17 protein-coding genes are annotated in these 17,050 nt (G+C 74.6%); 11 read left to right on the forward strand and 6 right to left on the reverse strand.

Annotated elements, in window-relative coordinates:
- Positions 1-173 precede the first annotated feature (173 nt).
- Together NFU81_RS03250 and NFU81_RS03255 are read left to right on the forward strand one after the other, a co-directional pair.
- Positions 174-686 carry a VOC family protein gene (locus NFU81_RS03250; RefSeq protein ID WP_251484764.1) on the forward strand — a complete coding sequence of 171 codons (513 nt, stop codon included), beginning with the start codon at positions 174-176 and terminating at the stop codon, positions 684-686.
- A 65-nt stretch (positions 687-751) separates the two neighbouring features.
- The gene (locus NFU81_RS03255; protein ID WP_251484765.1) at positions 752-1,957 is read left to right on the forward strand and encodes a PP2C family protein-serine/threonine phosphatase; all 1,206 of its coding nucleotides are present in this window, start codon (positions 752-754) and stop codon (positions 1,955-1,957) included.
- Positions 1,958-1,980: 23 nt separating this feature from the next.
- On the opposite strand, the gene NFU81_RS03260 is transcribed toward NFU81_RS03255, so the two are convergent.
- Positions 1,981-2,343 carry a DUF488 domain-containing protein gene (locus NFU81_RS03260; protein WP_251484766.1) on the reverse strand — a complete coding sequence of 121 codons (363 nt, stop codon included), beginning with the start codon at positions 2,341-2,343 and terminating at the stop codon, positions 1,981-1,983.
- A 109-nt stretch (positions 2,344-2,452) separates the two neighbouring features.
- Between NFU81_RS03260 and NFU81_RS03265 the strand changes: the two genes are divergently transcribed.
- Entirely contained in the window at positions 2,453-3,232 is a 780-nt protein-coding gene (locus tag NFU81_RS03265; RefSeq protein ID WP_251484767.1) for a uracil-DNA glycosylase, read from the forward strand.
- A 67-nt stretch (positions 3,233-3,299) separates the two neighbouring features.
- Here NFU81_RS03265 and NFU81_RS03270 read toward each other — a convergent pair whose 3' ends face one another.
- A complete protein-coding gene (locus tag NFU81_RS03270; protein WP_251484769.1) occupies positions 3,300-3,728 on the reverse strand; it encodes a hypothetical protein in 429 nt (142 codons plus the stop codon).
- Positions 3,725-4,417, reverse strand: a complete 693-nt coding sequence (locus NFU81_RS03275) for a helix-turn-helix transcriptional regulator (protein WP_251484771.1) — start codon at positions 4,415-4,417, stop codon at positions 3,725-3,727. Before NFU81_RS03275 ends, NFU81_RS03270 begins: the two co-directional genes overlap by 4 nt.
- Positions 4,418-4,549: 132 nt before the next feature.
- Here NFU81_RS03275 and NFU81_RS03280 point away from each other — a divergent pair, with 132 nt between their 5' ends.
- Positions 4,550-4,975, forward strand: coding sequence for a cupin domain-containing protein (locus NFU81_RS03280; protein ID WP_251484774.1), 426 nt, complete (start codon positions 4,550-4,552; stop codon positions 4,973-4,975).
- A 78-nt stretch (positions 4,976-5,053) separates the two neighbouring features.
- Here NFU81_RS03280 and NFU81_RS03285 read toward each other — a convergent pair whose 3' ends face one another.
- A complete protein-coding gene (locus NFU81_RS03285; RefSeq protein WP_251484776.1) occupies positions 5,054-5,863 on the reverse strand; it encodes an IclR family transcriptional regulator in 810 nt (269 codons plus the stop codon).
- A 306-nt stretch (positions 5,864-6,169) separates the two neighbouring features.
- Here NFU81_RS03285 and NFU81_RS03290 point away from each other — a divergent pair, with 306 nt between their 5' ends.
- The 4 genes from NFU81_RS03290 (at position 6,170) to NFU81_RS03305 (ending at position 13,237) form a co-directional block, all read left to right on the forward strand.
- Positions 6,170-6,643 (forward strand): DIP1984 family protein, encoded by a 474-nt coding sequence (locus NFU81_RS03290; RefSeq protein ID WP_251484778.1) that lies wholly within the window; start codon positions 6,170-6,172, stop codon positions 6,641-6,643.
- A gap of 579 nt (positions 6,644-7,222) precedes the next feature.
- Positions 7,223-11,323 carry a discoidin domain-containing protein gene (locus NFU81_RS03295; RefSeq protein ID WP_251484780.1) on the forward strand — a complete coding sequence of 1,367 codons (4,101 nt, stop codon included), beginning with the start codon at positions 7,223-7,225 and terminating at the stop codon, positions 11,321-11,323.
- Between the two features lie 58 nt (positions 11,324-11,381).
- Positions 11,382-12,386: a thaumatin family protein gene (locus NFU81_RS40735; RefSeq protein WP_274038085.1), complete on the forward strand. Its 1,005-nt coding sequence runs from the start codon at positions 11,382-11,384 to the stop codon at positions 12,384-12,386.
- A 23-nt stretch (positions 12,387-12,409) separates the two neighbouring features.
- Positions 12,410-13,237, forward strand: a complete 828-nt coding sequence (locus NFU81_RS03305) for a class I SAM-dependent methyltransferase (protein ID WP_251484781.1) — start codon at positions 12,410-12,412, stop codon at positions 13,235-13,237.
- Here NFU81_RS03305 and NFU81_RS03310 read toward each other — a convergent pair.
- Both NFU81_RS03310 and NFU81_RS03315 read right to left on the reverse strand, forming a co-directional pair.
- Positions 13,230-14,084, reverse strand: coding sequence for a PhzF family phenazine biosynthesis protein (locus NFU81_RS03310; protein WP_251484782.1), 855 nt, complete (start codon positions 14,082-14,084; stop codon positions 13,230-13,232). The two genes, NFU81_RS03305 and NFU81_RS03310, sit on opposite strands and share 8 nt — an antisense overlap.
- 42 nt (positions 14,085-14,126) lie before the next feature.
- Positions 14,127-15,116 carry an aldo/keto reductase gene (locus NFU81_RS03315; RefSeq protein ID WP_251484783.1) on the reverse strand — a complete coding sequence of 330 codons (990 nt, stop codon included), beginning with the start codon at positions 15,114-15,116 and terminating at the stop codon, positions 14,127-14,129.
- Between the two features lie 131 nt (positions 15,117-15,247).
- Between NFU81_RS03315 and NFU81_RS03320 the strand changes: the two genes are divergently transcribed.
- From NFU81_RS03320 to NFU81_RS03330, 3 genes are all read left to right on the forward strand, one after another.
- Entirely contained in the window at positions 15,248-15,712 is a 465-nt protein-coding gene (locus NFU81_RS03320; protein WP_274038084.1) for a low molecular weight protein-tyrosine-phosphatase, read from the forward strand.
- On the forward strand, positions 15,709-16,569 hold the full coding sequence (locus NFU81_RS03325) for a fructosamine kinase family protein (protein ID WP_251484784.1): 861 nt from the start codon (positions 15,709-15,711) through the stop codon (positions 16,567-16,569). The genes NFU81_RS03320 and NFU81_RS03325 overlap by 4 nt, the downstream gene beginning before the upstream one ends.
- A gap of 194 nt (positions 16,570-16,763) precedes the next feature.
- Entirely contained in the window at positions 16,764-17,039 is a 276-nt protein-coding gene (locus NFU81_RS03330) for a hypothetical protein (RefSeq protein WP_422665136.1), read from the forward strand.
- Positions 17,040-17,050 lie beyond the last annotated feature (11 nt).

The following is a 17,050-nucleotide window of genomic DNA, read 5'->3' on the forward strand; positions in this document are numbered from 1 at the left end:
CCTACACACCGACGGTAACCCGGCCCGCCGGTCGCCCGCCGTCCCCGGCGGGCGGGACGTCGTGCCGAGCGCCCGGTTGGGGTGGCCTGTAGCGTGAAAGGAGGATTTCCGGCGGGATGCCGGGATCGGCCGGCGGTCGACGGCCGGCGCGACGAGCGGACAAGGGGCTCTGCATGGGATCGGATGCGGCCGGTGTGCCCGCCGGCGGTGAGCCGACGACCGGCGCGGGCCCGGCGGCGCAGCCCGACGGGCACGGCAGGTCAGCGGCCGGTCGCGGACCGAAACTGGCCTCCGTGGTGGTCTTCGTCCGCGACCTGGACCGGGCGGTGGACTTCTACCAGGAGCTGCTGCTGATGGGGGTCGCGGTGCGCACCCCCACGGCCGCGCTGCTGGTCGGCACCGACGACACGCAGATGTACCTGCGTGTCATGGGCTCCGGCGGCGAGCACCCGCTCGGCGCCATCGGCGTGCAGTACGTGATCTGGACCGCCGACAGCCAGGACGACCTCCACCGGTGCGAGGAGCTGCTCAAGGAGCGCGCGGCGCACGTCGCGTCGAGGGAGACCGGCGACGGCGTGACGGTGGTCGAGGGCCGGGACCCCGACGGGCTGCCGCTGGTCATCGCCTACCCCGGGCCGCACGGGGCGTCCCAGCAGGAGATCATGGCGCGGATCTACGCCTGGTGACCGGCGGCCGGTCGGAGCCGGGCGGACCGGCAGGGCGGCCCACCGCCCGGCGAGGAGGTGCGGGCATGACCGAGGACACCGGGCGAGGCGGCCCGGACCCGGACGGGCCGACGGCCGCGCTCGAGGAGCAGCTGCGCAGGCTCACCGCGAGCCAGCGCAGGCAGCGCCGGCTGCTGGAAGCGGTCGTTGCCATCAGCGCCGACATGGACACGCACACCATGCTGCAGCACATCGTGACGGTGGGCACCGAGCTGTTCGACGCCCGCAGCGGGGCCCTCGGCGTGCTCGGCGACGACGGCACCGTGGCCGACCTGATCACGGTCGGCGCGGACGAGCGGCAGGGCGGCGCCCCGCCGGGCCACCCGGCCGACCGGGAGGTGCTGGGCGTACCGCTGACCGTACGCGGCACCGTCTACGGCAACCTGTGCGTGTCCGGCAAGAGGGACGGCACGCCCTTCACGGACGACGACGAGAAGCTGCTGACCGCGCTGGCCAGCGCCGCGAGCGTCAGCATCGAGAACGCCAGGCTCTACGAGCGGCTCAAGTACACCACCGAGCAGTTCCAGCGCCGCATGCTGCCCGACCTGCCCGACCTCGGGCGGATCGAGGTACGGGCGCGCTACCAGCCGGCCTCCGAGCTGCCCAAGCTCGGCGGCGACTGGTACGACGTCCTGGTCCTGCCCGACGGGGTGCCGTGCATCATCGTGGGCGACGTGACCGGGCACGACCCCGGGGTCGCGCCGGTCATGGGGCAGTTCCGCAACATGCTGCGCGCCCTGGCCCACGACCGGGGCGGGCCGCCCGGGGTGATCGTCTCCAAGCTGGACGAGGTCATCGGCACCCTCGACGACCCGCCGGCCGCCACCCTGGTGCTGGGCCGACTCGAAGAGCGCAGCGCGGGGGAGTACACCTTCCACTGGACCAACGCCGGGCACCCGCCGCCGCTGCTGATCACCCAGGACGGCAGCGTCCGGTATCTGGCCCCGCCCCGGCACGGCATCCCGGTGGGCGTCGACACCCGGCTGCCGCGCCCCGACCACGAGCACCCGCTGCCGCCGGGGAGCACCCTGCTGCTGTTCACCGACGGCCTGGTCGAACGCCGCGACCGGGACATCGACGAGGGCCTGCGCGCGCTCGCCGAGCACGCCGGGCCACTGGCCACGGCCACCCTCGACGTGCTGTGCGACGCGGTCATCGCCAACCACGGGCAGGTCTTCGACGACGACGTGGCCGTCCTGGTGGTACGGGTCCCGCCGCGGCCCGGCGGCTGACGGCGCCGGCCCCCGCGTGCGCCCTACGCCTTTCGGGCCAGCCACTCGGCGAGGACCGCCGCCTGGCTGCGGTCCAGGTCCTTGGTGGCGGTCAGCAGGGTCAGCCGCCCCTGGCCCGCGAGGTCGCGCAGGTGCGCGGCCGCCGCGTGGTGCCCGGAGTCGGCCAGCTCGGCGTGGTAGCGGCGGCGGAACTCGGCGAAGCGGTCCGGCTCGTGGCCGTACCAGCGGCGCAGGTCGGTCGAGGGGGCGACGTCCCGCAGCCACTCGTCCAGATGCGCGTCCGCCTTGCGCACGCCGCGCGGCCAGACCCTGTCCACCAGCACCCGCGTACCGTCCTCGGGCGTGGTCTCCTCGTAGACTCGGCGACAGCTGATCGACTCGGCCATGGCGGCACCTTTCGCTGACGGTCGCCCCCGGGCGGCCCGTCCATTTTACCGGCGGTGGCCGCCGCCGGCCGGTCCCGCAGGGCACGGCGAGGGAGAGGCGGACGACGACATGGCAGCCGGCACACCGGGCGGCGCCCCCGACGACCCCGGTTTCCCCGCGGCCGCCGCAGCCCGGGCGGCGACAGTGCCCGCGCTGGACGACGCGGTGACGACCTGCCGGGCCTGCCCGCGCCTGGTCGCCTGGCGCGAGGAGGTCGGCCGGGTCAAGCGGCGGGCCTACGCCGACTGGTCGTACTGGGCACGGCCCGTGCCCGGCTTCGGCCCGCTGGACGCCCCGCTGGCCGTCGTCGGGCTGGCCCCCGCCGCCCACGGCGGCAACCGCACCGGGCGGATGTTCTCCGGCGACCCGTCCGGCGACGTGCTCTACGCGGCCCTCCACGAGCTGGGCCTGGCGTCCCTGCCCACCGCCGTGGACCGGGAGGACGGCCTCGAACTGTACGGCGTACGCATCACCTCGCCCGTCCACTGCGCGCCGCCCGACAACAAGCCCACCACCGCGGAACGCGACACCTGCCGCCCCTGGCTGGCCCGCGAGTTCCGGCTGCTGCGCCCGACGCTGCGGGCCGTCGTCGTGCTCGGCGGCTTCGGCTGGCAGGCCCTGCTGCCGGTACTGGCCGACGCCGGCTGGCGGCTGCCCCGCCCGCGCCCGGCCTTCGGGCACGCGGCCCACGTGCTGCTCCAGGACGCCGACGGCGACGCCGGCCTGCACCTCTTCGGCAGCTACCATCCGAGCCGGCGCAATGTCTCGACCCGCACCCTGACCCCCGCGATGCTCCGCGACGTCCTGCGCACCGCGGCGGGCGCGGCGGGACTGCCCGCTGAGGGCTGAGGGCTGAGGGCTGAGGGCTGAGGGCTGAGGGCCGGGGGCTCGGGGAGCGAGGACCCGTCGCCGCGGGTCACACGGCGAGCAGGGCGACGCCGAGGGCGACCAGCAGGGCGACCTTGGCCACCTCGAAGGCCACGTACGCCAGGTGCCCGCGGGAGCGGGGGAGTTGCTCGCCGGCCAGCACCCGGTCCGAACGGCGGCTCAGGCGGCGGCGGACCACGCCGACCTGCACGGCGAGCAGTACCACCACCGCGAGGGCGAGGCCGAGCACCCCCGCGGAGGCGCCGCCCGCGAGGACCGCGGCGAGCACCACGGCCGCGAGCACCGCCTCGACGCGGTTCAGCGCCCGGAAGACCAGCCGGCCGATGCCGAGCCCGATCGGCACCGTCACCCCGGGCGCCCGGAATTTCAGCGGCGTTTCGAGGAACGAGATCGCCACGACCATCCCGAGCCAGACGAACGTCATCGCACCGGCGGTGGTGGCCCATGTCGCGTTCATCGAGGTGCGGCTCCTTCGGCTGTGGGCTGGACGGGGGCCAGCAGGGCGAGGCAGGCGTCGGGTTCCGCGAAGGGCCGCAGGCCGGTCGCGGTCAGCGGGGCGCGCAGTTCGGCCAGCGCGCCCTGCATCAGGCCCAGATGGACCGAGCACACCACCTGGCCGTACTCCTCGGCCAGTTCGAGGAAGGGGCAGTGCCGCAGCCGGATCCGCTCCGGTGCGGCACCGCCCTCGGCGCCCGGTTCGGCCGTCGGCGCGAAGCCGAGGTCGTTCAGCAGGGCGGTCAGGCGGTCGGCGGACTCCGCGGCGGTGGGCCGGCGGAACGGCGGCATCGGGTCGACCAGGAAGCGGCCCCACTCGCGGCCCGCCGCCGTGGCGTCCGCGGCAGCGTCGGGCCCGGCGGCCGCGAGCCGGCTGACCAGCACCTGGGCCAGCAGGCGGTAGCTCCTGGAGCCGCTGCGGTCCATGCCGGGACGGGGCACGTAGACCGTACGCGGGCGTCCGGGGCCGGCCGGCTCCGCCACCCGCTGGTGGACCGCGCCGTCGGCGACCAGCGCGTCCAGGTGGAAGCGCACGGTGTTGGGGTGCACGCCGACCCGATCGGCGACCTCGGCGACGCCCAGCGGCCCGTCCGCGGCGCGGAGCACGTCGAGCACCTCCGCGCGCCGCGGGCTCTGCCGCGTACCCGTCACCTCAGCGCCGCCCCTCGTCGATGCGGTCCACACGGCCCTCCCGGCAGTTTTTACGAATTGTACATGTAATAATATCCGCCAGAGTCCCGGGGTGTTGGGAGCCCAGGGGGAGCCGAGAGCGAGGGGAAGCCGATGGTGCCGTCCTCCGAGGACCCCGCGCGGGGGCAGGCGCAGCGGCGCGGTGCGGGCGATTCCGCCCCGGTTGCGCAAGTGCTGTGCGACACGCGGGCGTTGACCGCCGCACCGCCCGCGGCGACCGGCGTGCTGTGGAAGTTGGGTGAGACCGGCCGCCAACTCGACGCCAACCTCGTCCGCTTGGCGCCCGGCGAGCACATCGCGGCCCATGCCGAGCCCGACCTCGACGTGCTGCTCCTCGTGGTGTCCGGCTCCGGCCTGCTCGGCACCTCGGACGAGCCCCTGCCGCTCGCCGACGGCGCCCTGGTCTGGCTGCCGCACGGCTCGACCCGCGACATCACCGCGGGCGGGGACGGCCTCGACTACCTGACCGTCCATACCCGCCGCCCCGGCATGCAGATCGGCTCCCGTCCCCGGCCCTGACGACCGGGCGCGTGCGGGGCCTGCGGCCGTGCGCGGCGGGGAGGCGGCGGAGGCGGCGGGCGCGGCCGGGGTGCGGCCTTACGCGATCAGGATGCGGCCGGGCGCCCGCGGCTGCTGCCTGAGCCGCAGCGTGACGGCCTCGCCCGCACGCTGGGCCATGTCGGCGAGCGGCTCCAGGCGGTTGGGGACGGTGGTCAGGGCGCACAGCGCGCCCACGGCCGTCCCGCTCCCGTCGAGTACGGCCACCGCCGTCCAGTTGACGCCGGCCACGACCGTCCCGCGGTCGAAGGCGGCACCGCGCTTGCGTATGGCGGCCGCCTCCCTGGCCCAGAAGCCGGGCAGCGGCTCCGGGACCAGGCCCGCGCGGTCTGCTGCCTGGGCCTTGCCCGGCGCGGTGAACCACGGCCAGGACGAGACCTTCAGCAACGGAGCGAGCGCGGCGTCCTGGCCTGGCGCCCAGTCCAGCATGAGGGTCCGGCCCTCTCCCAGCGTGCTGACCCCCACCATCGCGCCGGTGGCCGCGACCAGACGCCGTACCGGCTCCCGCGCCGCCGTCCGCAGACCGGGACACGGCTCCCAGCCCTGGCCGAGCCGGAACATCCGCGGGCCCATCCGGTAGGTGTCGGCGTGGCGCTCCACCGCGCCCAGCTCGGCCAGTTGCCGCAGCAGCCGGTAAGCCGTGGTCTTGGGCAGCCCCGTGCGTGCGGCGAGGCTGGTCAGTCCTGCCTGGCCGGCCTCGTCGAGCACCGTCATCAGCCGGAAGGCGCCTTCCAGCACTCCGCGCCCGGTCGGCCGCAGGTCCGGCCCTGACCCCGCACCGGGACCCCCGCCGACGCGTCTGTGCACCTGTGTGGACGCCTGCTCCATCGAACCCCCCGTTGTCGCCACACCAGAACTGTGGCCGGGCGGGGCGGGCGGCGAATGAGCAATCGCTACTCAGCCCCCGCCGCGCCGCGAGGGCGGGGAGCCGGCGACGGCCCCCGCCCCCTGGCTCAGAGCCGACCACCCACCGCTGGGCAAGCGTGCCGTTGCAGCCGTGGATCTGGCAGGACGAGCACGTCCGCGGCCCGATGGCGGCGGTGCTCGCGCTGCCGCGGCCTGAGCGTCCCCGCTGCGCGTGAACCCTGTGGGGGCCGTCAGGCACCGGCGTGCATACTGACCGGAGAATCGGTGGGACGTAGAGGTGATGACGCGGTGAAACTGGCTGAAGCGCTCGCGCAGCGCGCGGCCGCGGTGCGGCGGGTGGAGCAATTGCGGGCGCGCGTCGTCGGCAGCGCCCGCTACCAGGAGGGCGAGGAGCCGGCGGAGAACGCGGCGGAGGTCCTGGCTCAGGCCGGAGAAGCGCTGGACGAGCTGGAGCGGCTCATCCGACAGATCAACCGGACCAATTCCACCGCGGTCATCGAGGGCGGCGGCACCCTGACCGACGCCCTCGCCCGCCGGGATGTCCTGCGGCTGCGCCACTCGGTGACCACCGCAGCCGCCGACGCCGCCTCCGGACGCGACCAGCGCGGAGCCGTACGGCAGCTGCGGTCCGAACTCAGGATCCTCTCCGCCCTGCCGGTCGCCGAGCTCCGCGCCCAGGCGGACCTCCTGGCCAAGGAGATCCGCGAGGTGGACACCCTGATCCAGCGCACCAACTGGGAGATCGACCTGATCGAGGTCTGACTCCACAAGCCGGGTGTGGGAAGCAGGTAGTCGCCACGGAGGCGTGCACACACCGCGGGCCGGCGGTTTATCCGGCCCCTGGCGCGTGAAGAGCAACGCAGGGGTTCGATTCCCCACCAACAGTGCAGCTCAGCATCGCGTACAGGTGACACGGCACACCGCACAGCACATCACCACGTGCAGATCCAGGCGACGAGGGCGGGAACGGGGCGCCCCACACCCGTGTGAGGGCCGTGCACAGCAGCACGGCCCTCACACGTCCTCGCTGATCCGCCTCCGAGCCCGGCGGCAGGCCCTGCCGCAGCCGCGCCGCACCCGGGGCCGCATGGCTGAGGTTCCGGGCCGAAGGCCCCTCCGCCCCGCCCCGCAGGCGCCGCGACGTGGACGCGGCGGGCCGCCGCGGCACCCGCCGCGGGCTGGGGGATTGACAAGCGGCGGCGTGAGTTCCACTCTTTGGCAACGTTGTCAGTCACCCTCCGGCTCATGTCGCGACGACACCAAGGCAACGTTGTCATCAGGGGTTGCCGCTGCCCCTGAGGGCCGAACAGCAGGACCCGCACTCGTGATTGGACCTCACGCATGGCGCATCAGTCGCAACCGTCGTCCCGCCCCACCCGGCGGTCCGTCGTCGCAACCGGCTCGACCCTGCTGGCCGGATTCGGGCTCGCCGCCGCCGTCCCCGGGGTGAGCGCCGCCGCGGCGCCCGGCCCGCAGCCGGGAACCCCGGCGCAGGCGGGCAGGCCCGCGGCACCGGGCGAACTGGCCGCGTACCGCCCGGTCGAGGTGTCCTCGACCGACTACGCGCCCACCCCGGCCGAGTTCGCCGTCGACGGGATCAGCTCGCCCGGCGTGCGCGGCACCGGCTGGCGGGCGGCGGACGGCGACCCGCAGTGGATATCGGTCGACCTGCAGGGCGACTGCGAGGTCACCGCGATCCGGCTGACCTTCGAAGGCGACGAGCACGACCCGGTCTTCAGCAAGCCGTCCTCGGGGAACTGGTCGGACGGCACCACGGGCAAGGAGATCCTCTCCAGTTACGCCGTCGACTTCGTCGTCGAGACCTCGCGCGACCGGCTCTCGTGGACCAGCGTCTTCCGCACCACCGCGGGCACCGGCGGCGTCGTCGACATCGCGCTCGACCAGCCGGTCACCGCCCGCTGGGTGCGGATGACCTCGCGCAAGCGGTCCAACCCCAACCCGCTCGGCCTCAACGGCTTCGAGGTGTACGGCACCCCTCCCGCCCACCGCGCGGACGCGACCGGATGGACCGACTGGGGCCGGCACGACCACCGGGCGCCCGCACTGGCCGTCGCCGCCGACGGGACCGTGCCGCTGGAGTCCGGCTGGACGCTGACGATGGACGACCGGGCAGGCGGCGAGGGCGCGGAACTGTCGCGTACCACCGTCGACACCGGCGGCTGGCTGCCCGCGACCGTGCCCGGCACGGTACTGGCCTCGCTGGTCGACCAGGGCAAGCTGCCCGACCCGGTCGCGGGCCTGAACAACCTGCACATTCCCGAGGCGCTGTCGCGCCACTCCTGGTGGTACAAGCGGGACTTCGAGCTGCCGAGTGGCCTGCCCGCAGGCGAGGGCCGCCGGGTGTGGCTGGAGTTCGACGGGGTCAACCACCAGGCCGACATCTGGCTCAACGGCAGCCACGTGGGCGGCCTGACGTACCCCTTCGCGCGGTCGGCGCACGACGTCACGGCCCTGCTGGCGGACGACGGCGGCAACGCGCTCGCGGTGAAGATCACCCCCATGCCGATCCCCGGCAGCCCCGGCGACAAGGGACCCGCGGGGGAGTCCTGGGTGGACGCAGGGGCCGGGCAGATGAACCTCAACTCGCCCACATACCTGGCGGTTTCCGGCTGGGACTGGATGCCGGCGGTACGCGACCGGGTGTCCGGGATCTGGAACCACGTCCGGCTGCGCTCCACCGGCGACGTCCTGATCGGCGACCCGCGGGTCGACACCGTACTGCCGAACCTGCCCGACACCTCGGTCGCCGAAGTGACCCTGACCGTGCCGGTGCGCAACGCCGCCGACACCGACCGCACCGCCACGGTCTCGGCCTCCTTCGACGACGTCCAGGTCTCCCGCACGGTCACCGTCCCCGCGGGCAGGAGCCTCGATGTCACCTTCGCCCCCGACGCGTTCAGCCGGCTGCGGCTGCGCGACCCGAAGCTGTGGTGGCCGGTGGGCCTCGGCGAGGCGTCCCTGCACGACCTGGCCATGACGGTGTCCGTCGGCGGCACGCAGAGCGACCGGCGCACCACCCGCTTCGGCATCCGCCAGTTCGGGTACGAGTACGCCGTGCCGCTGCCCTTCAGCGGCACCGGCGACGCCTACACCCAGTCGGTGGACGTCGGCCCGCGCAGCGCCCGCTACGTCCGCGTGCACTGCCTGACCAGGGCGACCGGCTGGGGCGCCTCGCTGTGGACGGCCGCCGTCGTCGACAGCGCGCAGCCGTCCGTGGACCTCGCGCTGCACGCGGCCGCGACCTCCTCCTCGGTGGACGAGGACGACCACGGCCCCGGCAACGCCACCGACGGCGACCCCGCCACCCGCTGGTCCTCCGCCTTCCAGGACGACCAGTGGCTCCAGCTCGACCTGGGCTCGGTGCGCTCCTTCGACCGGGTGGACCTCACCTGGGAGCAGGCGTACGCCAGGACGTACGTGGTGCAGGTCTCCACGGACGGGTCGTCGTGGACGGACGCCAAGGCGGTGGACAACACGGCGGTGCCGCTGCCCTTCAACGGCGGCGACGCCAGCCTGCAGACCGAGGACTTCACCGCGCGGACCGCCCGCCACGTGCGGATCAGCTGCGGCCTGCGGCAGACCAGTTGGGGCAACTCGCTCTGGTCCCTGTCGGTGGTCGACAGCAACCGGCCCGACACCGACCTGGCGCTGCACCGCGGCGTCACCGCCTCCAGCGAGGACCCCTCGAACCCGGCGGCCAACGCCACCGACGGCAACCCCGGTTCGCGCTGGTCCTCCGAGTACGCCGACCAGCAGTGGATCCAGGTCGACCTGGGTTCGCCGCAGACCTTCGACCGGGTGGCGATCCTCTGGGAGGCCGCCTACCCCAAGACCTACGTCATCCAGGTCTCGGACGACGGGCAGTCCTGGACGGACGTGAAGTCCGTGAAGAACTCCCCCGATCCGCTGCGGATCAGCGTCAACGGGGTGCGGGTGCTGTGCCGCGGCGGCAACTGGGGGTGGGACGAACTGCTGCGCCGGATGCCCGCCGAGCGGATGGACGCGGCGGTGCGCATGCACCGCGACATGAACTTCACCATGATCCGCAACTGGGTCGGCAGCAGCGACCGCGAGGAGTTCTTCGCCGCCTGCGACGCGCACGGCATCCTGGTGTGGAACGACTTCCCCAACGCCTGGGGCATGGACCCGCCGGACCACGACGCGTACAACGCCCTGGCCCGCGACACCGTGCTGCGCTACCGCAGCCACCCCTGCGTGGTGGTGTGGTGCGGCGCCAACGAGGGCAACCCGCCCAAGGCGATCGACGACGGCATGCGCGACGCCGTGCAGTCCCAGGCCCCCGGCATCCTCTACCAGAACAACTCGGCCGGCGGGATCATCAGCGGCGGCGGCCCGTACAACTGGATCGAGCCCGAGCGGTACTACGACCCGGCCTCCTACGGCAGCAACAGCTTCGGCTTCCACACCGAGATCGGCATGCCGGTGGTCTCCACCGCCGAGAGCCTGCGCAACATGGTCGGCGACACCCCCGAGTGGCCGATCGGCGGCGCCTGGTACTACCACGACTGGAGCGAGCGCGGGAATCAGGCACCGCAGAACTACAAGGCCGCGATCGAGACCAGGCTCGGCACCGCCCGGGACCTGGACGACTTCGCGCGCAAGGCGCAGTTCGTCAACTACGAGAACACCCGCGCCATGTTCGAGGCGTGGAACGCCCACCTGTGGGACGACGCCAGCGGGTTGATGCTGTGGATGTCCCACCCCGCGTGGCACAGCACCGTGTGGCAGACCTACGACTACGACTTCGACGTCAACGGCACCTACTACGGGGCCAGGTCGGCGTGCGAACCGCTGCACGTCCAGGCCGACCCGGTCGACTGGCGGGTCATCGCGGTCAACCACACCGCGCGCGAGCTGCGCGGTGCCCGGGTCACCGCCCAGGCGTACGACCTGGACGGGCGGCCTCTCGGCGCCGCGGGCAGCGCCCGGGTGGACGTCGCCTCCGCCGCGGTGGCCGACGCCTTCACCGCCGGGTGGACCGGCAGCCTGCCCGACCTGCACCTGCTGCGGCTGGTGCTGGCCGACAGCACCGGGCGCGAGCTGTCCCGCAACACCTACTGGCGCTACCGCACCCCCGCCGCCATGGCCGCACTCAACTCGGCCCGGCAGGTGCGCACGTCGGCCTCGATCGGCCCGGTCACCGCCGACGGCTCGCGGCGCGCGCTGACCGCGACCGTACGCAACCGGGGAGCGGGCGTCGCCGCGATGGTGCGGCTGTCGCTGCTCGACCGGGACACCGGCGAGCGGGTCCTGCCGACACTGTACGGCGACAACTACCTGTGGCTGCTGCCCGGCGAGTCGCGTACGGTCACGCTGTCCTGGCCGGCCCACGCACTGCCCTCGGGGCGGCCGGAACTGCGGGTGGAGGGCTACAACAGCGCGGCAGTCACCGCGAGGTGAACCGCCCGCGGACCGGCGTTCTTGTTATCGCGAGGGCGCCGGTCCGGTCTCCTGGGGCATGAGGCACGCAACGACACGCAAGCGGCACCGGGTCCGCCCGGTCTGGCCGCGGACCGCGGCGGCGCTCGTGGCGGTGGTCGCCGTCGCGTCGGCCGTCTGGCTGGCGTCACCGCAGGACGGCGGCTCCACCCCGGGCGGACCGGAAGCCGCCCGGCCCGCCGCGAGCGGCGAACCGGCAGCCCGGACCACGAGCCCGGCCCCCGCACCGGACACGACCCCGCCCGTACGGACGCCGGCGCCCGCCACCACGCCGCCGCCCAGCCACCGGGCCACCACCCCCGCCAAGCCCCCCGCGCCGAAGAGACCGGCACCGCCGCCGAAGCAGTCCGCGCCCGGCGGGCAGCGCAGCATCGTCATCGCCAACCACACCTCGCAGACCGTCTGGGCCGTCGCCACCGGCACCGCCGCCTACCCCGCCGGCCGCGAACTGGCGCCGGGCGCGAGCACCTCGCTGGTGGTCGGCAACTCCTGGGGCGGCCGCATATGGGGCCGCACCGGCTGCACCGGCGACGCCTCGGGCCACTGCCTGACCGGGGACTGCACCACCACCTGCGGCGGCCCCGTCACGCCCACCACGCTGGGCGAGTTCACCTTCGCCGCCTTCGACGGCATGGACTTCTACGACGTGAGCATGGTCGACGGGTCCAACCTGCCGATGTACGTCAACATCTCGCACACGGTCAGCTCCGACCCGCTCACCCCCGCCGGCTGCTACCGCGGCGCCTGCACCCGCGCGGTGGACTGCCCCGCCGCCATGCGGGCCACCTCCGGCAGCCAGGTGATCGGCTGCAAACCGCCCTGCGCGGCCTTCGGCGGCGACACCTACTGCTGCCGCGGCGCCTGGGCCGGTCGCGAGCACTGCGTCCCGGCGAAGTGGCCGGTCGACTACACCCAGGTCTTCAAGGAGGCCGAACCGTACGCCTTCTCCTACGCCTTCGACGACGCGGCCACCATGGCCTGCAAGGGCGCCTGCTATTACCGGGTGACCTTCGGCACGAGTTGAGGCCGCGGCCTAGGATGGGCCGGATGCGCGACGACACCCCTGACGAGACGCACCGGGCACGCCTCGGCCGGATCTTCGACGAGGACGCGGAACTGTACGACCGGGCCAGGCCCGGGTATCCGCCCGAACTGTTCGACGACCTCGACGCGCTGGCCGGAACCGGCACCGGCTGCCGGGTGCTCGAGGTCGGCGCGGGCACCGGGAAGGCCACCGTGCCGCTCGCCGCGCGCGGCTGCCGGATCACCGCCGTCGAGGTGGGCGCGGGCATGGCCGACGTGGCCCGGCGCAACCTGGCCGGCTTTCCGGCGGTGGAGGTCGTGACGGCGGACTTCGAGACCTGGCCGCTGCCGGCCGAGCCGTTCGACGCGGTCGTCGCGGCGACGGCCTTCCACTGGATCGACCCGGCGGTGCGTACGGCCAAGGCCGCCGACGCGCTGCGGCCCGGCGGCGCGCTCGCGGTGGTCGCCACCCAGCATGTGGCGGGCGGCACCGAGGACTTCTTCGCCGAGGTCCAGGGCTGCTACGAGCGCTTCGACCCGGCCACACCGCCGGGCCTGCGCCCGCCCGCGGCGGCGGACGTCGACACCTCCGACCACACCTCCGAGGTCGCCCGCAGCGGCCGCTTCGGCCCCGTCGTCCGCCGCCGCCACGAGTGGGACCTGACCTACACCACCGCGCAGTACCTGGACGTCCTGCGCACCTACTCGGGGCACCGGTCGCTGCCGGAGGCGTCCCGCGAGGGCCTGCTCGACTGCGTCGCGGCCCTGATCGACGGCCGTTACGGGGGCCGGGTCACCAAGCGCCACCTCACGGAGCTGCGGGTGTCGCGGACGCGCCAGGGCCTCAGCTGATCCTGGTGCCCGTGCCGGTGACGCGGACCCTGGGGTCGCCGGGGCGCAGCTCGACGGTGAGGGTACCGGGGCGGCCCATGTCGGCGCCCTGGTGGAGGGTCAGGACCGATGCGGGCGGGACCAGCGCGAGGTCCCGCGCGTACGCGCCGAAGGCGGCCGCCGCCGCGCCGGTCGCCGGGTCCTCGACCACGCCGCCGACCGGGAACGGGTCACGGACGTGGAAGGTGCGGTCCGACTCGCGCCACACCAGCTGCACGGTCGTCAGGTCGAGCCGGTGCATCAGCGCTTCCAGCCGAGCGAAGTCGTAGTCGAGGTCGGCCAGCCGCGCGCGGGTCGCGGCGGCGAGCACCAGGTGGCGGGCGCCCGCGTAGGCGATCCTCGGCGGCAGCGCGGGGTCGAGGTCCGCGGCGGCCCAGCCGAGTGCGGCCAGCGCCTCCGCCGCGTCGGCCGCACCTGCGTCCTCCACGCGCGGTGCGACGCTGGTCAGCGTGGCCCGCAGCTCGCCGCCCTCCCGTACGACGCTCACCGGCACGGCACCCGCGGCGGTGGCGAACTCCAGCTCGCCCGGCCCGTACCGCTCGGCCAGCGCGACGGCGGCGGCGACGGTGGCGTGACCGCAGAAGGGCACCTCGGCCTTCGGGCTGAAGTAGCGGATCGCGTAGGACCCCGGGCCGGCCCCCTCGGTCAGGAACGCGGACTCGCTGTAGCCCAGCTCGGCGGCGATGGCGAGCATCCGCTCCTCGTCGAGCCCTGACGCGTCGAGGACGACGCCCGCGGGGTTGCCGCCCGCCGGGTCGGCGGAGAAAGCGGTGTAGTGCAGGATCTCGGTCCCGGAAGTCGTCGTCACACCCACCGCAACCCCGCTGCCCCGCGGGACATTCCCCCCGCTCTAGGAGTGGCCGATGACCGGGTGCGGCCGGTAGGGCGCGGCCAGCCGGTCGTCGTCCTGCGGGGTCAGGCGCAGGTCCACCGCCGCCACCGCGTCGTCGACGTGGTGCGGCTTGGTGGCCCCGACGACCGGGGCGGTCACGCCGGGGCGGCCCAGCAGCCAGCTGAGGGCGACCCTCGCGGGCGGCACGTCGTGCTCGGCGGCGACCTCGCGCAGGACGTCCACGACGTCGAAGTCGGCCTCGGCGTGGGCGTCGAAGCGGGCCTCGCCCAGCGGGTCGGAGGCGGCCCGCACCGTCTGCCGGCCGCCGGAGCGGGTGCGGTTGCCGGCCAGCAGGCCGCGGGCCAGCGGGCTGTACGGGATGACCCCGACGCCCTGGTCCACGCACTGCGGGAGCATCTCCCGCTCCTCCTCCCGGTAGACCAGGTTGTAGTGGCCCTGCATGGACACGAAGCCGGCCCCGCCCGCGGCCCGCGCCGCGTACTGCGCCTTCGCGAACTGCCAGGCGTACATGCTGGACGCGCCGATGCAGCGTGCCTTGCCCGCCCTGACGACGTCGTCGAGCGCCGCCATCGTCTCCTCGACGGGGACGTCGGGGTCGTAGCGGTGGATCTGGTAGAGGTCCACGTAGTCGGTGCCCAGCCGGCGCAGCGAGTCGTCGATCGCCGCCATGATGTGCGTGCGGGACAGGCCGCGGTCGTCGGGGCCCGGGCCGGTGGGGAAGTAGACCTTGGTGGCGAGCACGTAGTCCTCGCGGCGCGGGAAGAGCCCGGAGAGCAGCCGCCCGGTGATCTCCTCGCCGGTGCCGCCCGCGTAGCTGTCCGCGGTGTCGAAGAAGGTCACCCCTGCCTCGACGGCCCGCCGCACGATCGGCTCGGCCGCGTCCTCCCGCAGCTGCCACTCGCGGGCCGGCGTGTCCCCGAAGCTCATCATGCCCAGGCAGATCCGCGAGACCGTCAGCTCCGACGACCCCAGCGGTGCGTACTCCATCCGTGCCTCCCAGCCGTGCCCCGCCCGGTCCTGCCCCGCCCTGCGCCTGTGGCGCCGTGCCGGCCCGCCCACCGCCGCGGGGAACCGGCGCGCGCCACGCGCCACACCGTACGCGGCCATAGTCTGGTGGTGTGCACATCTGCTTCGTCTGTACGGGGAACATCTGCCGGTCGCCGTCCGCCGCGCTGGTCATGGCCGAACAGCTGCGCCGGGCCGGCCTCGACGACCGGGTGCGGGTCAGCAGCGCCGGGCTGGGCGGCTGGCACGCAGGCGACGCCGTCGACCCGCGGGCCGCAGCCGTCCTGGCCGCGCACGGCTACCCGGTCGAGCACGTCGCCGCCCAGGTCGGCCCCGACCACCTGGACGCCGACCTGCTGGTCGCGATGGACCGCGGCCACGAGAAGGCGCTGCGCAGGCAGGCCGACGACCCGTCACGGGTACGTCTGCTGCGCTCCTTCGACCCGGACGCGGCGGGCGACCCCGACGTGCCGGACCCGTACTACGGCGGCTCCGAAGGCTTCGAAGAGGTGCTGACCATGATCGAGGCCGCGATGCCCGGCCTCATGGACCGGGTGCGCGAGCACCTCGACGCATGACCTCCGAGAGCCCCGCCGCGGCGGCCGCCCGGCTGACGGGGCGACCGGCGGGCGGGGAGCGCCGCCTGTCGGGGACGCTCGCCGAGGCCGTACTGGACGGCGGCCGGGCGGTGATGGTCAAGCAGGCCGAGGGCGCGGGCGCGGCACGGGCCGAGGCGGCGGGGCTGCGCTGGCTGGCCGGCGCCGGTACGGTCCGGGTGCCCGCGGTCCGCGGCGGCGACGACCGGTGGCTGGTCACCGACCGGGTTGCCACCGGCCGCCCGGGACCGGCGGCGGCGGCCCGCCTCGGCAGGGACCTGGCCGGCCTGCACGCCGCGGGCGCCCCGGCCTTCGGCGCCCCGCCGCCAGGCGGCCCGCAGGACGCCTGGATCGGGCTGGCGCCGATGCGCAACACGCCCGGCCAGGACTGGCCGCGCTGGTACGCCGAGCACCGGGTGCTGCCGTATCTGCGGCAGGCCGTCGACAGCGGCGCCATGCCCCGCGCCGGGGCGGCGGTCGTGGAGGGCGTCTGCGACCGGCTGCCCGAGCTTGCGGGTCCCGCGGAACCGCCGGCCCGGCTGCACGGCGACCTGTGGAACGGCAACGTGCTCTGGGGCGCGGACGGGCACGCCTGGCTGATCGACCCGGCCGCGCACGGCGGCCACCGGGAGACCGACCTGGCGATGCTGCGGCTGTTCGGCTGCCCGCACATGGACCTGCTGGTCGACGCCTACCGGGAGGCGGCACCGCTCGCCGACGGCTTCGCCGCCCGCGTCCCGCTGCACCAGCTCTTCCCGCTGCTGGTGCACACGGTGCTCTTCGGCAGCGGCTACGCCGGCCAGGCGGTGGCCGCGGCCCGCGCCGCCCTGGCGGCCTGACCACGGGCCAGGGCGCCAGGAGCGCCGGCGGCGGGGGACGAAGGCTGCCAGTACCGCCTGCCAGACTCCCAGGACGGCGACGTGGCAGCAGTTTCGAACATGAGGCCGGTGAGCCGGCGTCAGCGGTCCGGAGCAGATTCGAGGCGTCCAGGACGCAGGTCCCGGCCACCTTGCGCAAGGACGGTTCGCCCCGCGTGAGCGGCACGGAGGTCGACCTTCCGGGCCAGGACCTGTCGTGTCCGGCTCGATGCGAGCGCTTGCTGGCGGAGTTCGCCTTCAGTGGCGGCGACGACGAAGCCGACTTCGAGCGCCTGGAGGGCGAGGTCGAGCCCATCCGCCGTGAGACGAGCAGCATCGACCCGCTCCCCTTCCAGGACGACGAGACCGCCTGGTCGGTGATCGGCGAGGAGGCCGCCGCGGGCCGGCGGTTCACGGGCGGCAGCCCGGGCGCCCGCTCCCTCTACGGGTGACCGCGGGCGCC

The sequence above is a fragment of the Actinacidiphila cocklensis genome (genome assembly GCF_907177275.1).
GTDB lineage: Bacteria > Actinomycetota > Actinomycetes > Streptomycetales > Streptomycetaceae > Actinacidiphila > Actinacidiphila cocklensis.